This is a genomic window from Candidatus Cryosericum septentrionale (assembly GCF_003570995.1).
Classification (GTDB): domain Bacteria; phylum Caldisericota; class Caldisericia; order Cryosericales; family Cryosericaceae; genus Cryosericum; species Cryosericum septentrionale.
Genome location: NZ_QXIY01000017.1, coordinates 51,975 through 74,686 on the forward strand (window position 1 = coordinate 51,975; position 22,712 = coordinate 74,686).

19 protein-coding genes and 3 tRNA genes are annotated in these 22,712 nt (G+C 59.1%); 12 read left to right on the forward strand and 10 right to left on the reverse strand.

The annotated features are described in order from the left end of the window. Positions 1-53 precede the first annotated feature (53 nt). Positions 54-1,883 (forward strand): translational GTPase TypA, encoded by a 1,830-nt coding sequence (gene typA / locus SMC1_RS04445; RefSeq protein ID WP_119085593.1) that lies wholly within the window; start codon positions 54-56, stop codon positions 1,881-1,883. A gap of 65 nt (positions 1,884-1,948) precedes the next feature. On the opposite strand, the gene SMC1_RS04450 is transcribed toward typA, so the two are convergent. Further along, positions 1,949-2,683: a TIGR03936 family radical SAM-associated protein gene (locus SMC1_RS04450; protein ID WP_119085594.1), complete on the reverse strand. Its 735-nt coding sequence runs from the start codon at positions 2,681-2,683 to the stop codon at positions 1,949-1,951. Positions 2,684-2,837: 154 nt separating this feature from the next. Between SMC1_RS04450 and SMC1_RS04455 the strand changes: the two genes are divergently transcribed. The 4 genes from SMC1_RS04455 to scpB are packed head-to-tail and all read left to right on the forward strand — an operon-like array spanning position 2,838 to position 5,691. Continuing rightward, complete coding sequence (locus SMC1_RS04455; protein WP_207799307.1) at positions 2,838-3,467, forward strand: site-2 protease family protein; 630 nt, start codon at positions 2,838-2,840, stop codon at positions 3,465-3,467. Between the two features lie 7 nt (positions 3,468-3,474). Beyond that, the gene (trpS, locus tag SMC1_RS04460) at positions 3,475-4,458 is read left to right on the forward strand and encodes a tryptophan--tRNA ligase (protein ID WP_119085596.1); all 984 of its coding nucleotides are present in this window, start codon (positions 3,475-3,477) and stop codon (positions 4,456-4,458) included. A 2-nt stretch (positions 4,459-4,460) separates the two neighbouring features. After that, positions 4,461-5,153 (forward strand): segregation/condensation protein A, encoded by a 693-nt coding sequence (locus SMC1_RS04465; RefSeq protein ID WP_119085597.1) that lies wholly within the window; start codon positions 4,461-4,463, stop codon positions 5,151-5,153. Then, positions 5,146-5,691, forward strand: a complete 546-nt coding sequence (scpB, locus tag SMC1_RS04470; protein ID WP_119085598.1) for an SMC-Scp complex subunit ScpB — start codon at positions 5,146-5,148, stop codon at positions 5,689-5,691. The genes SMC1_RS04465 and scpB overlap by 8 nt, the downstream gene beginning before the upstream one ends. Here the strand turns inward: scpB and abc-f are convergent. Continuing rightward, positions 5,671-7,569 carry a ribosomal protection-like ABC-F family protein gene (abc-f, locus tag SMC1_RS04475; RefSeq protein ID WP_119085599.1) on the reverse strand — a complete coding sequence of 633 codons (1,899 nt, stop codon included), beginning with the start codon at positions 7,567-7,569 and terminating at the stop codon, positions 5,671-5,673. The two genes, scpB and abc-f, sit on opposite strands and share 21 nt — an antisense overlap. Before the next feature lie 154 nt (positions 7,570-7,723). On the opposite strand from abc-f, the gene SMC1_RS04480 reads away from it, so the two are divergent. After that, positions 7,724-9,010, forward strand: a complete 1,287-nt coding sequence (locus tag SMC1_RS04480; protein WP_119085600.1) for a hypothetical protein — start codon at positions 7,724-7,726, stop codon at positions 9,008-9,010. Between the two features lie 54 nt (positions 9,011-9,064). Here SMC1_RS04480 and SMC1_RS04485 read toward each other — a convergent pair. From SMC1_RS04485 to rplU, 8 genes are all read right to left on the reverse strand, one after another. Further along, positions 9,065-9,151: transfer RNA gene (locus tag SMC1_RS04485), tRNA-Leu, on the reverse strand. Positions 9,152-9,172: 21 nt separating this feature from the next. Then, a tRNA-Cys gene (locus tag SMC1_RS04490) sits at positions 9,173-9,247 on the reverse strand. 2 nt (positions 9,248-9,249) lie between these two features. After that, positions 9,250-9,324: transfer RNA gene (locus SMC1_RS04495), tRNA-Gly, on the reverse strand. Positions 9,325-9,367: 43 nt separating this feature from the next. Next, positions 9,368-9,976, reverse strand: coding sequence for a bis(5'-nucleosyl)-tetraphosphatase (symmetrical) YqeK (yqeK, locus tag SMC1_RS04500; protein ID WP_119085601.1), 609 nt, complete (start codon positions 9,974-9,976; stop codon positions 9,368-9,370). Beyond that, a complete protein-coding gene (gene nadD, locus SMC1_RS04505) occupies positions 9,973-10,560 on the reverse strand; it encodes a nicotinate (nicotinamide) nucleotide adenylyltransferase (protein ID WP_119085602.1) in 588 nt (195 codons plus the stop codon). The genes yqeK and nadD overlap by 4 nt, the downstream gene beginning before the upstream one ends. After that, positions 10,557-11,873 carry a GTPase ObgE gene (gene obgE, locus SMC1_RS04510; protein WP_119085603.1) on the reverse strand — a complete coding sequence of 439 codons (1,317 nt, stop codon included), beginning with the start codon at positions 11,871-11,873 and terminating at the stop codon, positions 10,557-10,559. The genes nadD and obgE overlap by 4 nt, the downstream gene beginning before the upstream one ends. 5 nt (positions 11,874-11,878) lie before the next feature. Beyond that, positions 11,879-12,160 (reverse strand): 50S ribosomal protein L27, encoded by a 282-nt coding sequence (rpmA, locus tag SMC1_RS04515; protein WP_119085604.1) that lies wholly within the window; start codon positions 12,158-12,160, stop codon positions 11,879-11,881. 16 nt (positions 12,161-12,176) lie between these two features. Continuing rightward, on the reverse strand, positions 12,177-12,485 hold the full coding sequence (gene rplU / locus SMC1_RS04520) for a 50S ribosomal protein L21 (RefSeq protein WP_119085605.1): 309 nt from the start codon (positions 12,483-12,485) through the stop codon (positions 12,177-12,179). Positions 12,486-12,631: 146 nt separating this feature from the next. On the opposite strand from rplU, the gene pth reads away from it, so the two are divergent. From pth to recG, 6 genes are read left to right on the forward strand one after another with little or no spacing between them, the layout of a single operon-like run. Continuing rightward, on the forward strand, positions 12,632-13,231 hold the full coding sequence (gene pth / locus SMC1_RS04525) for an aminoacyl-tRNA hydrolase (protein WP_165849213.1): 600 nt from the start codon (positions 12,632-12,634) through the stop codon (positions 13,229-13,231). After that, complete coding sequence (mfd, locus tag SMC1_RS04530; RefSeq protein ID WP_119085607.1) at positions 13,231-16,668, forward strand: transcription-repair coupling factor; 3,438 nt, start codon at positions 13,231-13,233, stop codon at positions 16,666-16,668. The genes pth and mfd overlap by 1 nt, the downstream gene beginning before the upstream one ends. Before the next feature lie 4 nt (positions 16,669-16,672). After that, positions 16,673-17,818 carry a nucleoside triphosphate pyrophosphohydrolase gene (gene mazG / locus SMC1_RS04535; RefSeq protein WP_119085608.1) on the forward strand — a complete coding sequence of 382 codons (1,146 nt, stop codon included), beginning with the start codon at positions 16,673-16,675 and terminating at the stop codon, positions 17,816-17,818. Continuing rightward, positions 17,794-19,059 carry a lysylphosphatidylglycerol synthase transmembrane domain-containing protein gene (locus tag SMC1_RS04540; protein ID WP_119085609.1) on the forward strand — a complete coding sequence of 422 codons (1,266 nt, stop codon included), beginning with the start codon at positions 17,794-17,796 and terminating at the stop codon, positions 19,057-19,059. The genes mazG and SMC1_RS04540 overlap by 25 nt, the downstream gene beginning before the upstream one ends. Next, complete coding sequence (locus SMC1_RS04545; protein ID WP_119085610.1) at positions 19,056-20,219, forward strand: phosphopentomutase; 1,164 nt, start codon at positions 19,056-19,058, stop codon at positions 20,217-20,219. The genes SMC1_RS04540 and SMC1_RS04545 overlap by 4 nt, the downstream gene beginning before the upstream one ends. 33 nt (positions 20,220-20,252) lie before the next feature. Continuing rightward, positions 20,253-22,712, forward strand: coding sequence for an ATP-dependent DNA helicase RecG (recG, locus tag SMC1_RS04550; protein ID WP_165849214.1), 2,460 nt, complete (start codon positions 20,253-20,255; stop codon positions 22,710-22,712).

Consider the following 22,712-nt stretch of genomic DNA (forward strand, 5'->3'; position numbering starts at 1 on the left):
AGTTTGAGGCCATTGCCGGTCTCCAACCATGCTTGTTTGAAGGGAGTGCTTGAGTGCGCAGAAACGATCTCCGTAACATAGGTATCATTGCACACGTTGACCACGGGAAGACGACACTGGTCGACGCCATGATGCGGCAGTGCAAACTGTTCCGCAATATCGACCAGATGGGCGAGTGTATTCTCGACTCAGGGGACCTCGAGCGGGAGCGCGGCATCACCATTATCTCCAAGAACATGTCGCTGGTGTGGAAGGGTGTCAAGATCAATATCGTCGACACGCCTGGCCACTCGGACTTTGGTGGCGAAGTGGAGCGCGTCCTGAGAATGGTGGATGGGGTTCTGCTCCTGGTCGACGCCTCCGAGGGGCCGATGCCGCAGACGCGGTTTGTGCTTAAGAAGGCTCTCGAGCTCAATCTCAGGCTGATCGTGGTCATCAACAAGATCGACCGGCAGGATGCCCGTATCCAGGAAGTCATCAACGAGACCTTCGACCTGTTCGTCGAACTCGACGCCACCGAAGAGCAGCTGGATTTCCCGGTTGTCTATGCTTCGGGCCGCGACGGCAAAGCGACCATGGACCTCAACGATCCGCCGCAAGACCTGACGCCGCTGTTCCAGCTGATGCTCAAGAAGGTCCCTGCTCCGGAGTATGACGCTGCGAGTCCTCTGTCGGTCCTGGTCACGAACATCACCCATGACGATTATATTGGGCGTATCGGCATCGGCCGCATGTTTGGGGGACAGCTGAAGACCGGAGACAAGGTCAAGGTGTTCTCCGGCGGCGACAACGAATACTTGGGCCAGGTCCTCAAGCTCTTCATCTTCGAGGGGTTGGAACGCAAGGAAGTCCCCAGTGTGGAGGCGGGCGAGATCTTCGCGTTCGCAGGAATACCTGCTGTTACGATCGGAGACTCGGTCACCGACCCGGAACGTCCGGTGAAGTTGAACATCTTGAGGATCGAGCCGCCGACCGTCTCCATGATGTTCATGGTCAACGACAGTCCATTTGGAGGTACGGAGGGCAAGTTCGTGACCTCCAACAAGCTGCGTGAGCGTATCGAGAAAGAGCTGCGCACCAATGTTTCGATCGCCGTCGACTGGGGCGATCTGCCTGACCGGTTCACCGTTGCGGGACGAGGCGAGCTCCAGCTGGCGATCCTCATCGAACAGATGCGCCGCGAAGGCTATGAGTTTCAGGTCTCGATGCCACAAGTCATCACCGAGAAGAAGGGCGGTAAGGTCCTCGAGCCGTATGAGACCCTCGTCCTCGACGTTCCCAAGGAGTACCGGGGAACGGTCATCAACATGCTGGGTGAACGGCGCGGGACCATGGAGAAGATGCTCGACCTCAAGGGAGCGTACGTCCGTCTCAGCTATACGATTCCTCTTCGTGGGCTGTTTGGCTTCCGGTCCGAGTTCTTGAGTTCGACCAAAGGCAACGGCGTCATGACCCATACGTACCTGGGGTACCTGGAGTGGGCAGGCAAGATTGGCGGCCGCAGGAACGGCGTCCTGGTCTCAGACCATACCGGGGCCGTTTCAGCCTATGCTATCGCACACATCCAGGACCGTGGCAAGCTGTTTGCTGCGCCTGCGGAAAAGGTGTATGCCGGTCAGATCGTCGGCGAGACCATGCGCGATCACGATCTGAAGGTAAATCCGACGAAGGAGAAACACCTCAGCAACATGCGGTCCTCCACGTCAGAGATCTCCACGAAGATCGACCCGCCGATCCAGTTCGCTCTCGACCAGTTTCTCGACTACATCAACGAGGACGAGTTGCTGGAGGTCACACCCAAGTCACTGCGCATTCGTAAGAGGCTCCTTGATTTCAAGGAGCGGAAGCGTTCTGGGCGCGAGGAAGACGACTACGGCGATTAGCTGGAACAGCACGTGAGAAACGGAAAATCCCCGGGTGACCGGGGAGCTTTTGTTGTTGGTGCATCTCAGTCGTGGTGATTGTTCTTCGGTCGATGAGGTGAGACAGCCTGTGCGGCGACGTCCATAGGGTCGACGAACACGTCACTCATATTGAGCAGCACGCTCTGGCGCGTGATAACCGGCATGGGCGCAACCTTGGCATCGAGGCCGAAGATGTACTTAATGACCTCGTCCATGCGGATTGTTCCCGACTGGTCGAAGAAGACGCCCACGTGAGCGCGCAAGGAGGTTCGCGTCGAGATCTGTGCCGTAAGAACGTACTTGCGAATGTCTTTCGGTGCATGGGACTTGCTATTCTCGCGCTCGACCATCAACATTGGCAGGGCGAGGAACGACGTCATGCGGGCCTTCATCTGCTCAGCATCAATGTTCGCCCGGTGTGCCCACGTGTATTCGTAGCGGAGGATCATAGGTTGTCCCATGAGAGACGGGGCAGTGAGAGGGATGTCGACCGCGGCCAGGAACCTGAGGCCGGGAGGCGCCGTACGTTCCAGTGCATTCGCACGGTCGGCGATGGGCGAATAGGCGTCGAGGTGCACGTCCACATATTCCTGGAGGCTGACCATGCCAACGCCCGTGGGAATGCCAGTTTCGATCCGGACGCGCTGATTGAACCCTTTGCTGTAGACCAGAGGCAGGTTGCTGCGCCGCAGCCATCGCACCAGGGCCGCCTGGACCTCGTGGTGTGAAAGCAAGCAGGCCTCTTCTTCCTTGCTGTATCGCATGCGCATCTTAATCATGCGTTGATTGTAGCAGGAAAGTAGGCATCCGCAATGAAGAATCGCTGGTTGCCAAGCGATTGCGTAAGGTAGAAACCCGACTACTATGACTCCATGACACCAGCCGGCAAAACCGGTGCATGATTGAGAAAGGACAGAACATATGCAGGGACTTTTGAACTACATTCGCAGCGAGATGCCCATCTGGATTGTCCAGGTGCCGGTCATCCTGATCGTTATTACGATCCATGAGTACTTCCATGCCTGGACGGCATGGAAACTTGGGGACACGACTCCCGTCGAGACAGGGCGCCTCAGCCTGAACCCCCTGCGTCACCTGGACCCGCTTGGAACCATCGCTCTCCTGCTGTTCCATGTCGGATGGGCGCGCCCTGTGATGATCGATTTCGCTGCGTTCAAACACCCTCGCCGCGATACCGTCCTTGTCTCCCTGGCCGGACCGGCCTCCAACTTTGCCACAGCCATCGTTGCCTACTTGCTCCTGCTGTTCGTGAGGAGTTCGCCGGCGATAGTCACGCGGCTCCCCTACGTGTATGAGGTCTTGGAGGCTCTCGTGGTGGTCTCGCTGGGCCTCGGCCTGTTCAACCTGCTCCCCATCCCCCCGCTTGACGGCTCCAAGGCTTTTTTCGCGCTCTTCTTCAAGAGACCGGAACGGTTTCTGTACGACCGCGCGGTCGACCTGTACGGGACGGTCATCCTGCTCGCTCTCCTCTGGTTCAACGTCATCACGGTTGTGATGTCCAAGGTTCTAAACTTCATTCTGTATACTCTCCTGAGGCTGTGAGGTGCCAATGAAAAAGCGTATTTTGAGTGGCATGCGTCCCACCGGCAAGCTCCATCTTGGTCACTACCTGGGCGTGCTGGCGAACTACGTGAAGCTGCAGGACGAGTATGACTGCTACTTCATGGTTGCGGACATGCACGCGTTGACCACCAAGTGGAACGAGAGTGGCTCGATCCGTGAGTACCGGCGTGACATGGTCCTCGACTGGCTGGGGGCGGGGCTCGACCCGCAGAAGTCGGCCATGTTCTGCCAGTCCGATGTGCCGGAACATGCGTATCTGTTCACGCTTCTTGCGATGATCACCCCCGTGTCGTGGGTCGAACGAAACCCGACCGTCAAGGAGATGATTCGGGACATGGGCCTGAAGGACAACGTGAACCTTGGCCTGTTGAGCTATCCCGTCCTGATGGCCTCGGACATCATGGTGTACCGGGCGGAAGCAGTGCCCGTTGGCAAGGACCAGGTCCCACACCTCGAATTCGCCCGTGAACTGGTGCGTACCTTCAACCACACGTATCACGTCGACCTCTTCCCAGAGCCTCAGCCTATCCTGAACGAGTTTCAGAGGCTGCCGGGCCTCGACGGAGGGAGGATGAGCAAGTCTCTCGGCAACGACATCGTGGTCTCCGACGCGCCGGAAGTGACGGCGAAGCGCATGATGACGGCCTACACGGACCCCTTGAAGGTACGCAAGGATGACCCTGGTCACCCAGAAGCCGGCTGTGTCGTCTACCAGTATCACAAGCTGCTTCAGCCGGACACCGCGCCAGAAGCTAAGACTGAGTGCGAACAGGGCTGTCTGGGTTGTGTCGTCCACAAACGCTCTGTCGCAGCCATGGTCTCGGAGCGGCTGGTCGGGTTCCAGGAGCGCCGGGCCGCCTTTGCCGCCGATCCTCAGTCGGTTGACCTCATTCTGGCCGAAGGCCGCGAGAAGGCCTCGGTGGTCGCCGCCGAGACCGTGCGGATGGTCAGGGAGGCCATAGGGATCTGAACGTGGCGGGGCTGACGGATTCTGTGAACAACCTGAGACTCCTTGGACGAGCGGGGCAGGCCGACGTCGCCGACGTCGTTGTCGAGCGCCTGGTGGACTTCTGCAGTCTGACCATTCGGCGTGACGCCGGGGTTGAGGAGCATGCTGAGCTCGTCTACATGCTGGCTGATCTTCTCAAGCTGAAGAGCGAGTTCGTCCTGTTCGGGCACGCGGCCGCGCAGCAGAAATCGTTGCAGGAAGGCATCAGAGCGCTGGACGAGGCGGGGTTGTACGCCAGGCCCATCATCGAGGTCCTCCAGGAAGTCAACGCCGGCAGAGCCCCGTACAGGAGACCCAACGTGAGGACGACGCTGCCTCCAGCGGAGGAGCAGACGGGTGACGAGGTATCGGACGCTCTTCTCGAGGCACTTGCCCGCATTGTTGAACGCGTCGCGGCGCGCAAACCCGTCAAGAGCGAGGACCAGCGACCGGTCTATCTGAGCCTCCAACAGGTCATGCGGGAGCTTCGCGAGCTGCTGCAGGAGAGGGGGACTATGCTGTTCGAGGATATCTTCGACTCATCCGATTCCCGGGAGCGTGTGGTCTTGAGCTTTCTCGCGATCCTCATTCTGACGAAGCTGGGAGTCCTGCACATCGCTCAGCAGAGCCGGTTCGAGGGTATTGCCGTCGCGTACGTGGGAAAACCGAATGACTGAGCGCACAGAAAGTCAGGAATTCATTACGGGGCTGGAGCTTCAGGCTGCGAAGCAGCGACTCGAGGCCATCCTGTTTGCGGCTGAAGGGCCCGTGGGTGTCCGCTATCTGGCGCGCCGGGCGGGACAGAGCTGTCAGGCGACCCGGCGTCTCCTGGAGAGTCTTCAGGCTGACTACGCCAATCGTGGCGTCTGTCTCGTTCAGGACGGCCAGAAGTACTGCTTCTCGGTTCCGGACAAGCTCACGCCTGAGCCATCTCAGCCCAGACCCAAGGTCGGCCTCTCCAGACAGGCCATGGAGGTTCTCGCCCTCATCATTATCAAGGGGGCGCTGCCACGTAAGGAGATTCTGCAGCTTCGCGGAGTCACCAGCGACAAAGCTCTGGTGTCGCTCCTCGAACGCAAGCTCCTGACGACGAAACGGGACTATCTGAAGAAGGCTCTCGTGTATGACCTGTCGGAGGAACTGCTGGAGCGGTGGGGATTTGCATCCCGCGAGGAGCTGCTCCAGGAAATCGAATCACGACGCCGAGGCCTGTAAGAACTGCTCTTCTGCCACTGCCAGCTCCTCGAACAACTCCTCCCGTCGTACCTGCAGCTCGTGGATACGCACCGACAGCGACGCGATATCGGTTCCCTGCATGGCAGGCCCTTCTTGCTGCAGTCTTCGGGTGAGATCAGCCTGTTCCTGTTCGATCTCGCCAATCTGGCGCTCGAGAAGCCGTACATGGGCTTCGAGGGCCACGAGCCTGTTGTGTGACGTCCGCGTGGACCTGGTGGTGTCCTGAACATTCGTGCGTCCAGACGACGGGGTGCGGCCGGCACGATCGTTGAAGAGCTCCTGCCGGTTTGCCGAGTAGTTTCCCTCCAGCACCGACACGTTGCTGCGCTCGATGAGGACGATACGGTCGGCGACAGCGTCGATGAATGTCCGGTCGTGCGATACGAACAGGACTGTGCCCTCGAACGCTCGGACCGTCGAAGCGAGAGATTCTCGTGTCTGGATGTCCAGGAAGTTCGTCGGCTCGTCAAGGATGATCATGTTGGCTGTTTCCTTGGAGAGCAGTGCCAACAGTAGACGCTGCTTCTCTCCACTGCTCATCGCCCCGGTCTGCTGGTCCATCTGGTCGGCGGAGAAACCAAAAGCGCCCAACAGGGCCTTGACCTCCGAGATGATCATCTGCGGGCGCCGCGCCATGATCCACTCCATGGCAGTCTCTTTCTCGAAGAGCGTGTAGTTCTGAGGGAAGAAGGAGTACCGCACGCTTGGTCCCCAGTAGATGTCGCCGTCGTCGGGGACGATCTGCCCCATCGCTATGCCCAGAAGTGTCGACTTCCCTGCCCCGTTGCGGCCAAGGATGGCCACATGCTGACGAGAGAGGATCGTGACGTTTGCCATGCTGAGAATCGCACGGTCGCCGTACGACTTGCTGACGTGCTCGAGGCGAAGCGCGATCTCTCCACTCTCTCCCGTGTTGCGCAGCCGCACGTGGACGCGTTTGCGCGTCGAGGCGGGTTCAGTCTGAACCTTCAGCTTGAGACGGTCCATGGCTTTCTCGCGTGAGGCAGCCTGGCTTGCGCGCGTCCCATAGCGGTACTTTTCGACGTACTGGCGCATACGTTCGATCTCCCGCTTCAACTCGGCATCATGCTGGGCCCGGTCGGCTGCTTCGGCGTCCCTGACGCGGACATAGTCGGTATACCCTCCGCTGAACAGGCGCAGCGTCCCGTTTTCAATGACAAGAAGCTTGTTGCATACCTGGTCCAGAAACCAGACGTCGTGTGATGCCACGAGAACCGTGGCCTGGAGCCCCTTGAGCTGGCGTTCGAGCCACTGCACGCCGGGAATATCCAGGTAGTTGGTAGGCTCATCCAGCAGCCAGATGTTCTTGGTATCGCTGACCAACCGCGACAGACGCAGTCGAGAGATCTCTCCGGCGCTCATCGTCTCCGCAAGGCGGTCAAGATCCTCTGAGGCGAACCCGAGGCTGGAGAGCGCCTTGTTCATGTTGACGATGTAGTCGTAGCCACCCTGCGCCTCGAACTGCTCGGTCTGCCGGGCGAGCTCGGCTAGATAGTCATCGGTCTCAGCAGCAGTGGACAGAAGGCGTTCCAGCTCGCGGATCCGCGCATCCTGAGCGCGGAGGTGCTCGAAAGGCTCAGCGACAATCTGCCGGGCAGTATGCTCGGAGTCCACCGAAACAGCATCGATGAAGCAGGAACTGTCTCCACCGGTGATCTGGACCGTTCCGGCATACTCGTCATCAACGCCGCTAAGGATGCGGAGCAGCGTCGTCTTGCCGCTTCCGTTGAGGCCGACGATACCGACCTTGTCTCCGGCACCAATGGCACAGTGCTGACACCGGAACAGGAGGCGATCGCCGTACATCTTTTCAAGGTTTTCCAGTATGAGCGGCATGTTGTCGGGGACATCCTATCAATTTACAGGTTGCCCGTTTCGCGTATCATGATTCGCGGTACGGAACGAGTCTCTAAGTTTATTATAGCAGCGAAACTGCAGCTACGTACAGGAGCACCAACGCTTCTATCACGATCAGTACCCCGGAGGAACCATGATAACGACAGTGACGATCGAGCGACTCATCTCTCGGCCGGTCTCGGTAGAGGGATCCTTTCCCCTGCCGGTCGCCAAGCTCAAGCAATTCGTCAACGTGACCTGGATCATACCCTTCTACAGTGCTGCCGAGTCGCACAAGGTCATGCCCATCCTGGCTGCGGAGATGAACGACCTGAACCCCGACCGCAACTGGTGGAAAAAGAAGTTCCCCGGCGCAAATCCCTTCTTCCATCATTGTTCATTCCTGCAGTATTACCTTGTACACAAGGGCGGTCAGCCGGTCGGACGCATCGCAGCGTTTATCGACCGCTCCTACCGGGAGCGCACGGTTCAGGGCGAGATTGGGTGGATCGGGCTGTTCGAGTCGTTCGACGACGACGAGGTTGCGGCTGCATTGCTTGACGCGGCTACTCAGGATCTGCAGCAGGGTGGCGCGGTGAAAATCATCGGCCCGGCACGGTTCAACGCCAACGGGGAGGACGGTCTTCTTGTTGACGGGTTCGACAAGCACCCGATGGTCATGGAGCCTTATCAACCCCCATACTACACGCACTTTCTGGAACAGTGGGGCGTCAAGGAAAACGACTGGTATGCCTTTCGCATGACGCACGAGAGTGCTTCTCCATATATGGAGCGTCTGGATGGCATGCGAAAGCGCGGGCAGGACCTCGAACAACGGCTGGCACGGCAGGGTGTTGCTGTCAGATCCGTCAAGATCAGCGATTGGGAAACTGAGATCGCCCGAATCAAGACTGTCTATAACACCGCGTGGGACTCCAGCGTCCACCCACAGTTTGAACGGTTCTCCGAAGAAGAGTTCGACTATGTCGCGGGCGGATTGAGGATGATCGCCATCGAAGACCTGGTCTTCGTGGCCGAAGATGTGACGAAACCGGATCATCCTGTCATCGGGATGGCTGTAACACTGCCCGACCTCAACGAGGTCATCCAAGAGTATGATCGGCTTCACGCTGCGTATGTGCCCAGCGACCACATCTACGGGTTGTCGGACGTGCGGCGCGACCTGGGGATCTTCAGGTTGCTCAGGAATCGCGTCAAACACCGGAAATTCAGGCAATGCCGCGTCTTTGTTCTTGGCACGACACGCAAGAAGAATGGTATCGATGCCCTGCTGTATGAGAAGACATACCTTGCGACCATCAACATGGGAGTTCAACTTGCATCAGGGTCGCAGATTGCCGACACCAACCCCGAGATCTATATCCCTTTGTCGCATATGGGCAATGCCGAGATCACATGGAGAGTCTACCGCCACACGTAGTTTTGGCAGCGTGGTGTCAGATACTGAGACATGACGTCATCATAGAGACGAGGGTGGTGCCGGGAGTGGGAATTGAACCCACAGAGTGTTGCCACCGCGGGATTTTAAGTCCCGTGCGTCTGCCAGTTCCGCCATCCCGGCAGGGATGCCTGGATATAACAATGGAGGCAGCACCCGGATTCGAACCGGGGTATGAGGGTTTTGCAGACCCTTGCCTTACCACTTGGCTATGCCGCCTCTGGAGCGGAAGACGGGATTTGAACCCGCGACACTCGGCTTGGGAAGCCGATGCTCTACCCCTGAGCTACTCCCGCATAATCATGTTCACGTGTATTTTACACGGCGCGGAGGCTTCTGTCAACCCTGGTGAAGGCGCTGCGAGTCTTCTGCAGCCAGACGTGCGAAAGCAGCTGTTGCGTCGAGCGTATGTCTATCGATCGGACGGGAATTCTGGCGCAGATATACCAGCATCTGCTCAAGGGCACGCAGCATTGCGGTTTCGAGACTGCTGAACAGCAGAGAGCGGACTTCCTCGACGCCCGCGAAGTGGCGGCCCGGCTCACAGTAGTCGGCAAGGAAGACGATCATCGCCAGCCGGTCCATTTGAGGGGCACCGGTCGTATGCAGAGCAATTGCCTGTAGAATCTCAGGATCACCCACACCAAAGTCGCGTCGGGCGATCAGCGCCCCGACTGGGGCATGAAGGACTACCGGGGCGAAGGTCTCAGCCATCTCACGAACCAGAGGGTCATTGGTGTCCTTGACTAACTCGAGCAGGAACGACTCGGGCTCATCCCTCGCGATGTCGTGCAGCAGAGAAGCGACGCTGGCCTTCTCCTCGGATACTCCCCAGAAACGGGCAAGTCTCACAGCCAGCGTCTCCACGCGGAGCATGTGCTTCAGTCGTTTCTTCGGAACACGCCCGGCGACGAGGTCGACGAGGCGAACTCTCTCCTGCGGTGTCACTGACCTCTGTACAATCCGTGCTGTCCAATATACCCAGCGACGGACGGGGGTACCAGGCCCTCGACCGAGAGGCCCTGCCGCAACCGGTTGCGAATAAGGGTCGACGACAGGCTGTCGAACGGGTTGATGTCGAACAGAGCCCTGGCAGGGATTTCCGGGCTTCCTGAACGGTGCCGGCCGGCGCGCGGGACGAACCATAGTTCGACCTGATCCAGGATGTCCTGGTATCTGTGCCACTGCGGGAACGAAAAGAGCTGGTCCTCCCCAAGAAGCAGCGCCGGCTTGTCCACACCCAGCGATGAACGGAGACCTTCGAGCGTATCTACGAAGTAGGATGGCCGTGGTTCACAGCTCAATTCGAAGTCGGAGATGGACACATCAGGCACCCCTGCGAAGGCAAGCTGTAGCATTGCCACACGATCAGCGTCGGATGCGGAGAGGTGTTTGTCAAAGTTCGGATTGGGAAGGCCGGTGGGGATGAGAATGAGTGTAGAAGATGTCATGAGGCGAAGAGCCTCATGGACGACAAAAACGTGACCTGCGTGGACAGGGTCGAACGCTCCCCCATACAGCACAGTCTTCATCGCTTGGTGGTTGTCTCTTCCCCCAGAGTGAATACGCGGCCACCGATCATGACGCTCTGCCCGTCATGGGCTCCCTTCTTGCGGAGAGCCTTCTCGACGCCGATCTTGCGCATCCTCTGGTCCAGCAGTGTGGCCTGGAACGGCTTTTCGAAGTCGGTCGTGTGGACAATCCGGTCGAGATAGCGTCCTGACGCGGAGAGCATGCCGTCGGGAAGGCGGGAGATTCCGAATGTCTCATCGGACGGCTTCAGCTTGTAGACCCGCGTCACCTGTTCACGTGGAGGCACAGGTGCAGACTGCACGAGGGCCAGTCCACGTTCGATGACGGCGTCAATGCCACCATTCTCCAGTGCGGAAATCATCAGAGGCTCGATACCTTGATGAACAAAACGGGTACGAATCCCTGTCCGCTTCTGCGCAGAAATCACATCGATCTTGTTGACGACGATAAATCGGGGCTTGCCTGCAAGCTGCTCACTGTATTGTTCCAGTTCGCGGTAGAGCAGGTGATACGCCTGAACCGGGTCGGGATCGGACGAACTGCCGTCAACCAGAAACAGCAGAACCCGGCTGCGTTCGATGTGGGCCAGGAACTTGTTGCCAAGCCCCCGACCGTCAGCGGCTCCTTCCACAAGCCCCGGGATATCCGCAAATGTGACGCGCTCACCGTCCGGTGAGAATGCTACGCCCAGGTTCGGGGACAACGTCGTGAAGGGATAGGCGGCAATCTTCGGGTGTGCTGCAGAAAGCTTGCTCAGCAGTGTGCTCTTGCCCGCGTTCGGAAAGCCGACCATGCCGACGTCGGCAAGGATCTTCAGGCGCAGCCTGATCCGACGCTCTTGCGCAGGGATGCCCTCTTCGGAGTATCGCGGGGCACGGTCAACGGACGTGGCAAAAGCTGCATTGCCTCTGCCACCGCTTCCACCACGAGCTACAGTGACAGTCTCGCTCTCGTCGACCAGATCCGCCAGGACCTCGTCTGAGGCAATATCCGTCAGGACGGTGCCCAGCGGGAGATAGACGGTAACGTCCTGTCCGTCACTCCCGTGCTTGTTGCGTCCAGCGCCCGGCTCTCCAGCCTGGGCCTTGAACGTCCGCTTCTTTGCGAAGAACTGAAGGCTCGAGTATCGGCTGGTAGCTACAAAGATGACGTCTCCACCTCTGCCGCCATCACCGCCGTCCGGCCCGCCTTTCTCCACGTACTTCTCACGACGGAAGCTCATTGCTCCGTTTCCGCCGTGTCCCGAGGTAACTCGGACTATGACCTCATCGAGAATGCGGTCAGCTGAGTCTCTAATGGAAACGCTCCCTATCGGTGCTAGTTCGCCTGCTCAGGAACAGGAAGCTCAGGGATAGGAAGCACGTGAACGCGCTTCACGGTCTTGAGCGACTCGAATTTCACTGTTCCGTCGACAACGGCGAACAAGGTATAGTCTCGGCCCATCATGACGCCCTTGCCGGCTTTGAAGTGCTCGCCACGCTGACGCACGATGATATTGCCTGGCCGAACAGCTTGACCATCATACAGCTTGACGCCGAGGTACTGCGGGTTGCTGTCCCGCCCGTTACGTGACTTACCGCCTGCTTTCTTGTGTGCCATTGTTCACCACCCCCTCTTACCCGATCTCCGTGATCTTCACGTAGGTCGATGTCTGTCTGTGCCCTATGAGCTTCTTGTGCGTCGTCTTGTTCTTGTAGGTGAAGACACGGACCTTGCGGTCGCGCGTGGTACGAACGATCGTACCGCTCACCTTCGCGTCCAGGACGTAGGGTTTGCCGATTTGAGTGCCGGCGTCAGTGGTGACGACGAGGACTTTGTCGAACACGATCGGCGTGCCGGGTTCGCTAGCGATTTTTTCCATCTTGACGGTCTCGCCGAGCTCGACCCGATACTGCCTTCCTGCTGCTTCAATAACGGCGTACATAGACTACCTCCATGAGGAATTGCTCGATCGAGGCGGCCTTTCGGCGCTTAGGAACCCGACCAATGCGAAGAAAGTATACGGTGTTCGAGGCCCCTGTCAACCGTTCACAGCTTGAAATCGGGCCTCTCCCGAGTAGTATACCATGTGTGAAAACGATATTGATCGTAGGGCTGGGCAACCCGGGGTCCGAATACGATGAGACACGACATAACGTGGGCTTCATGGCCCTCGACGCTATCGCACATTCGTTCAAGGTTCGCAAGTTCAACCACAATCGACTGGCATACTGGGCTGCCGTCGACCTGGTGCTCTGTCAGGGGCCGGACCCCGTCAGGATAGTACTGGTGAAGCCTCGGACCTTCATGAACAGTTCGGGCGTCGCTATCGCTCCAATGATGAAGGAACGCAACATCCTTCTCGAGAATCTTATCGTGATCCATGACGAGATAGACTTGCCGGTCGGCGCGGTCAGAGTGAGCTTCAACGCCACAGCCGCAGGCCACAAGGGTGTCCGGTCGATTGCCGACAATTGTGGTGGAAAGAGATTTGTGCGGGTCCGCGTCGGCATCGACAAGCCACGCAACACTGACGGCGTCATCGATTACGTGCTGTCAAGATTCTCCAGGTCCGAGCAGGCGAGCATTATCGATGTCATTGCGAAGTCGCCGACTGTCGTCCGAACCATCGTCTGTGATGGGCTGATGGCTGCGCAGGACATGTTCAACCGCAAGGTGGCCAAGGACTGATGCAGTCTGGTTCCTTTGACCTGCTGCTGCAGCAGGCACAGGCCAGCGCTCCCGAATTGTTCGCCAGACTCGCGCAGCTGCTGGAACAACCGGGCTCCATCACAGTCTCCAGTCCATCGAGTGGCTATCGGCAGCTGCTGCTGGCGGCTTTGGTCACAGTTTGCCCTCGCCCCCTCGTGGTCGTTTGTCCAAGCGTCGACCGTGCAGAGGAACTGTCTTCGATGGTCCGCGGCATCTCCGGGGCGATCGCCGGCGCGCGCCCCTTCGTGGTTCTGCCCGAGCTGGGTGTCGAGCTCATGGAGTACACACAGTACTCGCGTCCACTGTCGTTCGCCCGAGCCCGAGCCCTTGATCAAATCTATGCTCATGCAGAGACTGTCGTTTTCACGACGGCCCAGGGACTCATCGACCCGTCCATCCCCGCTCGCGATTTCACAGAGCTTGTTTCTGCGCTGACTGTCGGGGACCGCATCATCCCACACTCGCTGGCGCGCCGGCTCTTGCAGATGGGGTATGAAGGGGTTTCATCGGTCACCGAGATGAGCCAGTTCAGCATGCGCGGCAATGTGTTTGATCTGTACTCGCAGGTCGGAGAGTACCCAGCGCGCATTGTGCTCGAAGGCAATGTCATAAGCCGTATCAAGCTGTTCGACCCCGTGACACAGCAGTCAGTCGAGCCTGTGTCGTCAGTCGGAATCTTGCCGCCGTACCCCGTCCTGCTGGATCGGGAGGTCCGTCAGAGTTTCGCCGCTGTGGCTGCGGAACGCTGGAAAAAGGAGCACGAGACCAGTCGAGGAACCGAGGAACAGGATGCGACATTTCTCGAGGACCTGGAGTCCTTCATTTCGACGACGAACAGCAGGGGGGTCAACTACTTCCTCTATCAGTATGCGGATCCGGAGCGCATGTGCGGAGGCCTTGCCAGCTTGCTCGGACCTCGGGCCATAGCACTGTTTGCCGACGTCGACCCTGAAGCCGAACTGACGCAGATCTTCGACTCTGCGCGGGAACTCTACGACCGGACCATTCAGGCTGGCTTTGCGCCATCGTCCAGCGCGCTCGACCAGGTGGAGCAGACTGCCAGACGGGCTCTGGGCGGTTTCGCCCGGTCGGTTTCCCTCACCGCTACCTCAGCCCGGGACGCCCTGACACCGGCCTCGCGCGAGTTGCCCCCACTGACGCTGTCGGGTTCCTTCAGCGAGTACCTCGGCCTTCACGCTCCCGGAGAAACCGCAATCGACGTCGTATCATGGAATCCTGACAAGGCCCGGCATCTGGTGATGGATACGGTCGAGGATCCTGGTGTCATGGCAAGACTCGCCGTTATCAAGGGCTCCCTGTCGGCGGGGTTTGCCGCAGAGGGATTCATGGTGCTGACGGACAGGGAACTGTTCCCGAAGGCCATGATGAGTCCCAAGAAGACGGTCCGCTTCTCCCAAGCCATCTCGCGTCTCGAGGACCTGCACGAAGGCGACTACGTCGTCCACCGGGACTACGGCATCGGCGTGTTCAGGGGCATGAACGCCATAACGGTCGATGGTGTCACCCGGGACTATATCTCGCTGGAGTACAAGGATCATTCACTGCTCCACGTGCCTGTCGAACGCCTGGGGTATCTCGAGAAATATGTTGGGGACCGCACGGAGATAACCCTCGACGAACCAGGATCGAGGAAGTGGAAACGGGCGCGCAAGGAGGCTGCAGAAGATGCCCGGCGCATCGCCCACGAACTGCTCGAGACGGCGGCCAAACGCCATGCGCGCGAGGGCTATATGTTCAAGCCGAATCCAGAGTTGGAGGTACCGGTCGTCGACGCTTTCGCCTACGAGTTGACGCCCGATCAGTCCAAGGCTATCGCCGACGTCCTCGCCGACATGGAGGCGGGTAAGCCGATGGATCGCCTGGTGTGCGGGGATGTCGGCTTCGGGAAGACCGAGGTCGCCATACGGGCGGCGGCGCGTGCGGTCGCAAACGGCAAACAGGTCGCCGTCATCGCCCCGACGACCATCCTGGCGATGCAGCACTTCCGCAACCTGGAGGAACGCTTCGAACCGGTCGGGTACAAGGTTGCGCTGTTCTCGAGGATGGTAGGGTCCAGGGAACTGGCGGCCGACCGCAAGCTCCTGCACGAGGGCGGTGTCGACATCGCTGTCGGTACGCACAAGGTCCTGAACATGGCCGGGGACTTCAAAGACATCGGCCTGATGATTGTCGACGAGGAACAACTCTTCGGCGTCCTGGACAAGGAGAAGATCAAGAAGATGAAAGCTGAGGTCGATGTGCTGACTCTCAGCGCTACACCTATCCCGCGCACGCTGGAATCGTCTATCGTAGGTATCCGGGACATCTCCCTTATCAACACGCCCCCGGTGGGCCGGTATCCCATCAGGACGTTCCTGATGCCCTTCGACGAGGAGCAGCTGACGCGAGCTGTTCGCGCTGAGCTGGGGCGTCACGGGCAGGTATACTTTGTGCACAACCGCATCATGGACATCGAGGCCCGGTTTGCGCTGCTTGCCCGACTGTTTCCGGAGGCCCGCATCGCAGTAGCGCATGGGCAATTGAGAAGTGAAGTTCTGGAACAGATCATGCTGGACTTCTACGAAGGCAAGTACGATATCCTCGTGTCGACCACCATCATCGAAGCAGGACTCGATTTCCCCAACGTCAACACGATCATCGTCGACGAAGGAGAACGCTTCGGACTTGCCCAGCTCTATCAGCTGCGTGGCAGGGTAGGTCGTGCTCAACGTCATGCCTATGCCTATATCTTCCATTCCCATGGCGTCATGCGCGAATCGGTCGCCTTCAAGCGTCTCGAGGCCATTGCCTCGGCCGTGGACTTCGGTGCCGGCCTGCAGGTCGCTCTCAAGGACCTGGAGCTGCGTGGCGCCGGGGACGTCTTGGGCGTGAAGCAGAGCGGCCGGTTCTCCGACGTCGGGTACCACATGTTCCTCTCAATGGTCGAGGAGGAGATCATGAGGGTGCGGGGCCAATACTCGGAGCCTGTGGCGAAGCCCGTGATCATCCTTGGGATGTCTGCCTTCATCCCCGAGTCCTATGTGGCCGACTCAGGAGAACGGCTGGCGCTCTACAACGCTGTCGAACGGGCTGGCGGGCAGGACCTGACAGCACTCGAAGAGCGGACCGTCGACCGCTATGGAGCTCTTCCTCCTGAGATATCGGGGATCTTTGCCCTGAAGCGCCTCGAATTGTCGCTGATTCCGCTCGGCGTGTCGTCCGTCAAAGAGTCGGGGCACGCGCTTGTTCTGGAATTCTTCAGTGAGGAAGCAGCCACGCGGTTCCTTCGCGCCCATGTCGCCCAGGTCGCCCGCGCCCGAACCGTGCGGGACTCGGTGGTCCTTCCCATGAAGGCCGACCAGAAGCCGCTCTCACTGCTTTCATGGTTGCTTTCGGGGCCGGAAACGGTACACTAAGAACATGGAAGAATATGAGATACGCATCATTACTGAGCAGGACCTTGACCTGCAGTCGCTGATCGACAATGGACGGCGCTTTGCCTTGGCGGTGCCGACTGGAACGGATGCTCTGGTCTATGCGTCGGCCTCCAGCATCCGGTTGCTGCCAACCTCGGCCCGAACCCTGCTGGATCCGGTAGAGGCTATCGGTTTCCTGACGTGGATACGTTTTGCAGGTCGGCACTACGGCAGGATCATCTGTTTGTGTCCCGTCGACATGGCGTCCGTTGTTGTGGGGCTTCTCAGCCGGTTGCCTGGACTGTCTCATGCTCCGACAATCGAGGCCGACGACCTGACTCGGGAGGCGATACGGCTGGCCGACGTTCTCTGGCCCCTCGTTGGCACCCAGTATACGACTGTTGAGGAGTTCAGGTTGCTCATTGCCGAGTTGCGCCAGAAGTGTCCATGGGACCGCCAGCAGACGCATGAGTCGCTTCTGGATACGCTTCTGGAGGAGTCCTACGAGGTGGCTCTCGCCATACAGAGAGACAGCGCGGACAACCTCGAAGAGGAGCTTGGGGACCTGCTGCTGCAGGTGTTCATCCAGTCGGAAATCGCCCGCGAGGAAGATCGATTTGACATCTGCGACGTGGTTCGGACCGCTGACGACAAGCTGACATTCAGGCATCCACACGTTTTCGGCAGCACTTTGGTGACATCGAGCGACCAAGTGCTGGAGAACTGGCAGAAGCTGAAGACCCTGGAGGGTCGCAAGAAGCACTTTGTCGACAGTGCAAAACTGCTTTCGTCCATCGAAAACGCGTTGCTGTTGCAGGAGGCTGCCCGTTCCGACGGGTTCGATTTCGAATCGGCGGATCAGGCCTATGGCAAGCTGCTCGAGGAGTCCCGCGAGTTGGGAGAGCAACTGAATGGTCCATCCAGGTACGAAGATGCGCTGGCCATGGAGCTGGGGGATGTCCTCTTTTCTGCACTCAACGTCGCGCGGCTTTCAGGTGTCAACCCCGTCAAGGCCCTGCACCACTCATTCGACAAATTTCGCGACCGATACTGTCGCGTCCGTGCGTATGCGACCCAGCAGCAGGTCGACATCTCGACAGCATCCCCTGAGGAACTGGACCGGCTATGGCAACTGGCGAAGAACGCATAGATGGTAGTCTCCCGGCGACGGGGACGAACGGTGACCATACTGAGCCTGTCACGTTGAACCCAGAGGATCACGTCGTCAGTCAACCCGAGGTCGTTACTGGGCACCCTCAACCTCTGCCGCCGGCCCCCGATCGCCCCAAGGTCACCAACGTCTGGAGTATTGTCTGGAAACTTCTGGGAGCATTGGGATTCGGAGCACTCGGTTTCTTGGCTCTCTCACTCATTTCGCACCAGATGAACGTCGTGAACGTCGTGAGGTCCCTCAATCCCGGCTATATCCTGGCCGCACTCGTCCTCATCTTCCTTGAAATCGCCTTTCAGGCGCTGCGGCTGCAAGCAATCCTTCGCTCGGTCGGGCTGCGGATCGCGTTCCGCACCGCCATGCGCAACATCCTCGTGGGCGAGTTCTTTGCCAGGGTGACACCGTTCGAGGCGGGCGGAGGTGAGCCGGCTCAGATCTACATGCTGTTCAAGGACGACTCAATCAACGTGGCAGATTCGACGATGGTGTTTGCCATCAAGGCGATCCTCTCGGGTGCTTCCCAGATGGTCGTTCTCGTTTTTGTGCCGGTCTGGCTGTTCTTCTCTGGCCGGAACCTGGGGGTCGGCAACCGGTTCCGTCTCATCCTCTACATCGGCATAGCAGCCTACGTGGCCAACTTCGCCTTCCTCGTGTTCTGCCTGATCCGGCTGCAGTGGATCAATGACTACATCGACAGGCTGGTTCAGCGTCCGACGCAGACCCTCAGTGGGCGAGGAAGGTTCTGGCAGCGACTGGCACGTCGTGTGGAGAAATTCGTAAAGGATACGCTGCGCGCACGCGAGACAGCCGTCAAGGCCAATCGAGCACTGCTTGCCAGAGGCCTGGCCTACAGTTTCGTCTCCTGGGGTCTGGTCGTGCTGACACCAATCATTTTGCTGTATGGTCTTGGCGTTACGTCGTCGATCACCCAGATTATTGTGGCAACCCTCATTTACTACATCGCCGTATCCTATTTTCCCACCCCTGGCGCTTCTGTCGGAGCCGAGCTCGGCGCCGTGGCCCTGTTTGCAGCGTTTGTTCCGAATGGCATTCTGGGGGCTTTTATCCTTATCTGGCGTTTTTTCGATCACTATGTCAAGATGGGCGCCGGCGGCATTACCGCCCTCGGCGAATTCGTACTGGGACCGGCTCGTCGTCGCAGGCGGCGTCGACAGGCGGACAAGGACACGAGCGCAAAGGAAGGGACGCAAAAACCATGAAGAAGAGAGCTATCGTCATTGTTCTGGACAGCGTCGGTATCGGGGCAGCCAAGGATGCATTTATGTACGGGGATGCTGGTTCGGACACGCTTCGCCATATCTATAAGAGCGTGCCGGGTTTTCGCCTCCCTCATCTCGAGGAACTTGGCCTGAAGTATCTGCTCGACCTGCACTTCAACAGTCCCATAGGTTCGTTTGGGATCATGGAGGAGAAAGCCAAGGGGAAGGATTCTATAAGCGGTCACTGGGAGATGATGGGACTGATACTGACAAAGCCGTTCCCCACGTACCCCAACGGATTTCCGCCCGAGGTCCTCGACGCCTTCGAAAAGCGCTTCAACACCAAGGCCCTGGGCAACCGACCTGAGTCTGGGACCACAATCATCGCGGAACTGGGTGAAGAACATATGCGTACCGGCTATCCGATTGTCTACACGTCGGCTGACTCGGTGTTCCAGATTGCCGCGCACAACGACATCATCCCCCTCGACAAGTTGTATGAGATGTGCGAGATCAGCCGGCGCGAGATTCTGCAGGATGAGTACCTGGTCGGTCGCGTCATTGCGCGTCCGTTCACCGGGACGCCCGGGAATTTCGTGCGAACATCCGACCGCCAGGACTATGCCGCTCATCCGCTGGGCCCTACCACCCTCACCCAGGTGAGCAAGGCCGGTATGGATGTCATCGGCGTCGGCAAGACCTACGACCTGTTTGCTGGTGAGGGGTTCACGCAGCATTTCCACACCCACAACAATGAGGAAGGCATCCAGAAGACGATCGAGCTGGTCAAGACCAGCAACTGGGAAGGGTTGCTATTCACCAACCTGGTCGACTTTGACATGCTCTTCGGCCACCGGCGCAACGTGGCCGGATATGCCGTCGCTCTGGAGCGCTTCGATGAGGCGGTCCCCGAGTTGCTGAGGTCGATGAAGCATGACGATATCCTGTTCATCTCTGCGGATCATGGCTGCGATCCGACGTTCACTGCGCATACGGACCATACACGCGAGTACGTGCCCGTACTCGCATACTCGCCGTCGCGCCGTGGCGGAACATACCTGGGAGTCCGCGAAACGTTTGCAGATCTTGGAGCCACCGTGTCGGAGTACCTCGGAGTAGCGCCTGTCGCGGGTTCGAGCTTCCTTGCGGACATCTCTTAGGCCTGTGCACGGATCCCAGGGATCAGCGACCCAGTGAGCAGCGGAGGCAGTCCAGCCGAATCAGATACGTGGAAAGATCTTCTGCGGGACTTGGTGCGTCTGGAACTCAAGCGTGGCTGTCAGGATGACGCCGCTGTAGGCGGGTTTGCGCAGCTCGCCCTGGCGACCGTGGAAGGCTCTTGCACACGAACACAGCCTGCAGTGGATCATGGCGTATCGAACGAGCTGCGGTCCTTGCTGGTCGACTATCAGTTCCTGCCGAAGCATACGCGGGCAGACAGGTGTTCGGCGCTTCTTGCCCTTCTGGACGACTCGAAGTCTCCGCCTGCCGGGTCGCCACTGCCTGCCGGCGCGCCTCCGGCACGTGCAACGCTGGTGTCGAAGCCTCCTGCCGATAACATGAAAGCCTTGCTGCAGGTACTCGAAGAACCGGTGTCCACACTATGGGGAGTCGGGCCCCGTGTTCAAGAGATCATGGGGAAACTCGGTGTCAGCAGCATTGCCGACCTTCTCCAGCACGCGCCCAAAGGCTATCTCGACCTGCGCTATCCGGCGGAGCTGTCGCGTGAGTCGCTTGGGCAGATGGTCCTCATCAAGGCACGTCTGCTGACGGTTACTGAGATCCGACGAAAAGTTCTGCTGGTCAAGGCGTCAGTCAGAGACCCCGGCGGGCGCGTGCTCCATCTCGTCTGGTTCAACAACCGGTTTGTGAGGAACAGGCTTCAGGCTGGACATGACTATGATTTCTATGGGAGATTGGAGAACTCGTTCGAAGGGGCTCAGCTGATGCAGCCGGCCTTCGAGGAGTCGGGAACGCCGGCGGCTCAACTACATATGAACCGAATCGTGCCGCTCTATCACCTCACTTCGGGCATTACTCAGAAGGGACTGCGGGCTCATCTGTGGCGTGCCGTAGGCCGGATCCCCTCATCGACGGCTGAGTATCTGCCACGGGATGTGGCTTCCCACTTCCAGCTGCCCGACCTCGCATGGAGCTACCGTTCCCTGCACTTTCCGAGCGATGAACGCGAGGCAGAAAAGGCGCGGAGCCGGTTTGCGTTCGATAGCCTGTTTCTCTTTGAACTGAGAGTCCTGATGCGTAGGCATGCCGAACAGGATGTCCCGGGAAGCCCGTTCGACCTGCCCACGGGGACGGTCGAACGTTATGTCGGGGTGCTGCCGTTTGTTTCCACTGCTTCTCAGGCAGCAGCCATGCGAGACATCGAGGGAGACGTGCGCAGACCGAGGCAGATGCACCGGCTGCTCCACGGGGACGTTGGTTCAGGAAAGACGGCGGTGGCCGGGTACGCGGCGTACGCGGCCAAGGTGGCCGGATACCAGAGCGCCGTCCTTAGTCCCACTGAGATTCTCGCGGAGCAAACGGGACGCGTGCTTCAGGAGCTGCTTGCTCCTCTCGGGGTGCGAGTTGCTACGCTGACCGGAGGGATGACCAAATCCCAGCGCAGGAGTATCCTGGGCGCAGTCGCGACCGGGGGAGTCGACTGTCTCGTTGGCACGCATGCCATCCTTGAGGAGGGCGTGGTCTTCGAGCGTCTTGGTCTGAGTGTAGTCGATGAGCAGCATCGTTTTGGAGTTGCTCAGCGCGTGGCTCTGGGAACGAAGGGCAAAGAGCCACACTCACTCGTCATGAGCGCGACCCCGATTCCGAGAACACTTGCTCTGACCATATACGGGGATCTTGACATCTCCGAACTGGTGGAGAAACCTCCGGGGCGGTTCCCGATCCAGACGCATCTCCTCACGGCCACCACACGCGACAGCGCTTATGCCATGGTGCGCGAACAGGTAGCTCAGGGCAGGCAGGCGTTTATCGTGGTCCCCGCCATCGACCCGGCTTCGGACGAGGGCGATGGCACCGCGTCAGTCGAGGAGACCATGCGGGAGCTGACCGAAGGCAGCCTTAAGGGCCTGCGCGTTGCGTCGTTGCACGGGCGCATGAAGAGTAGTGACAAGCAGTCGACCATGGATGCCTTCCGGTTTGGAAATCTGGACGCCTTGGTTGCGACGACTGTCGTGGAGGTTGGTGTCGATGTGCCGAACGCAAGTGTCATGGTCATCGAGGATGCGGAGAAGTTTGGGCTTGCTACGCTCCATCAGCTTCGTGGAAGAGTCGGCCGAGGATCCTCCGTCTCCCATTGCATCCTCATCCAGGGCAATGTGACCGCCGAGGGTACCGAACGCCTGCAGGTCCTGGTCGACTCTGACGACGGGTTCCAGATTGCAGAGGAAGACCTGAAACTGCGAGGGCCCGGCGACATCCTTGGGACGGTCCAGCATGGCTATGACGTTCCATTGTTCGGATCTACGGCGCTGCTGAGTTATCGCGACCTTTCCGCTCTTCCGGACATCCGAAAGATTGCCTCGGAACTCCTGGAACATGACCCGTCACTTGGTGCTCCGGAACATGCCGATCTGGCTTGTATGCTGTCTCTCCGGTACCCCGCTTCAAAGCCAGGCATGGAGGACAACTGA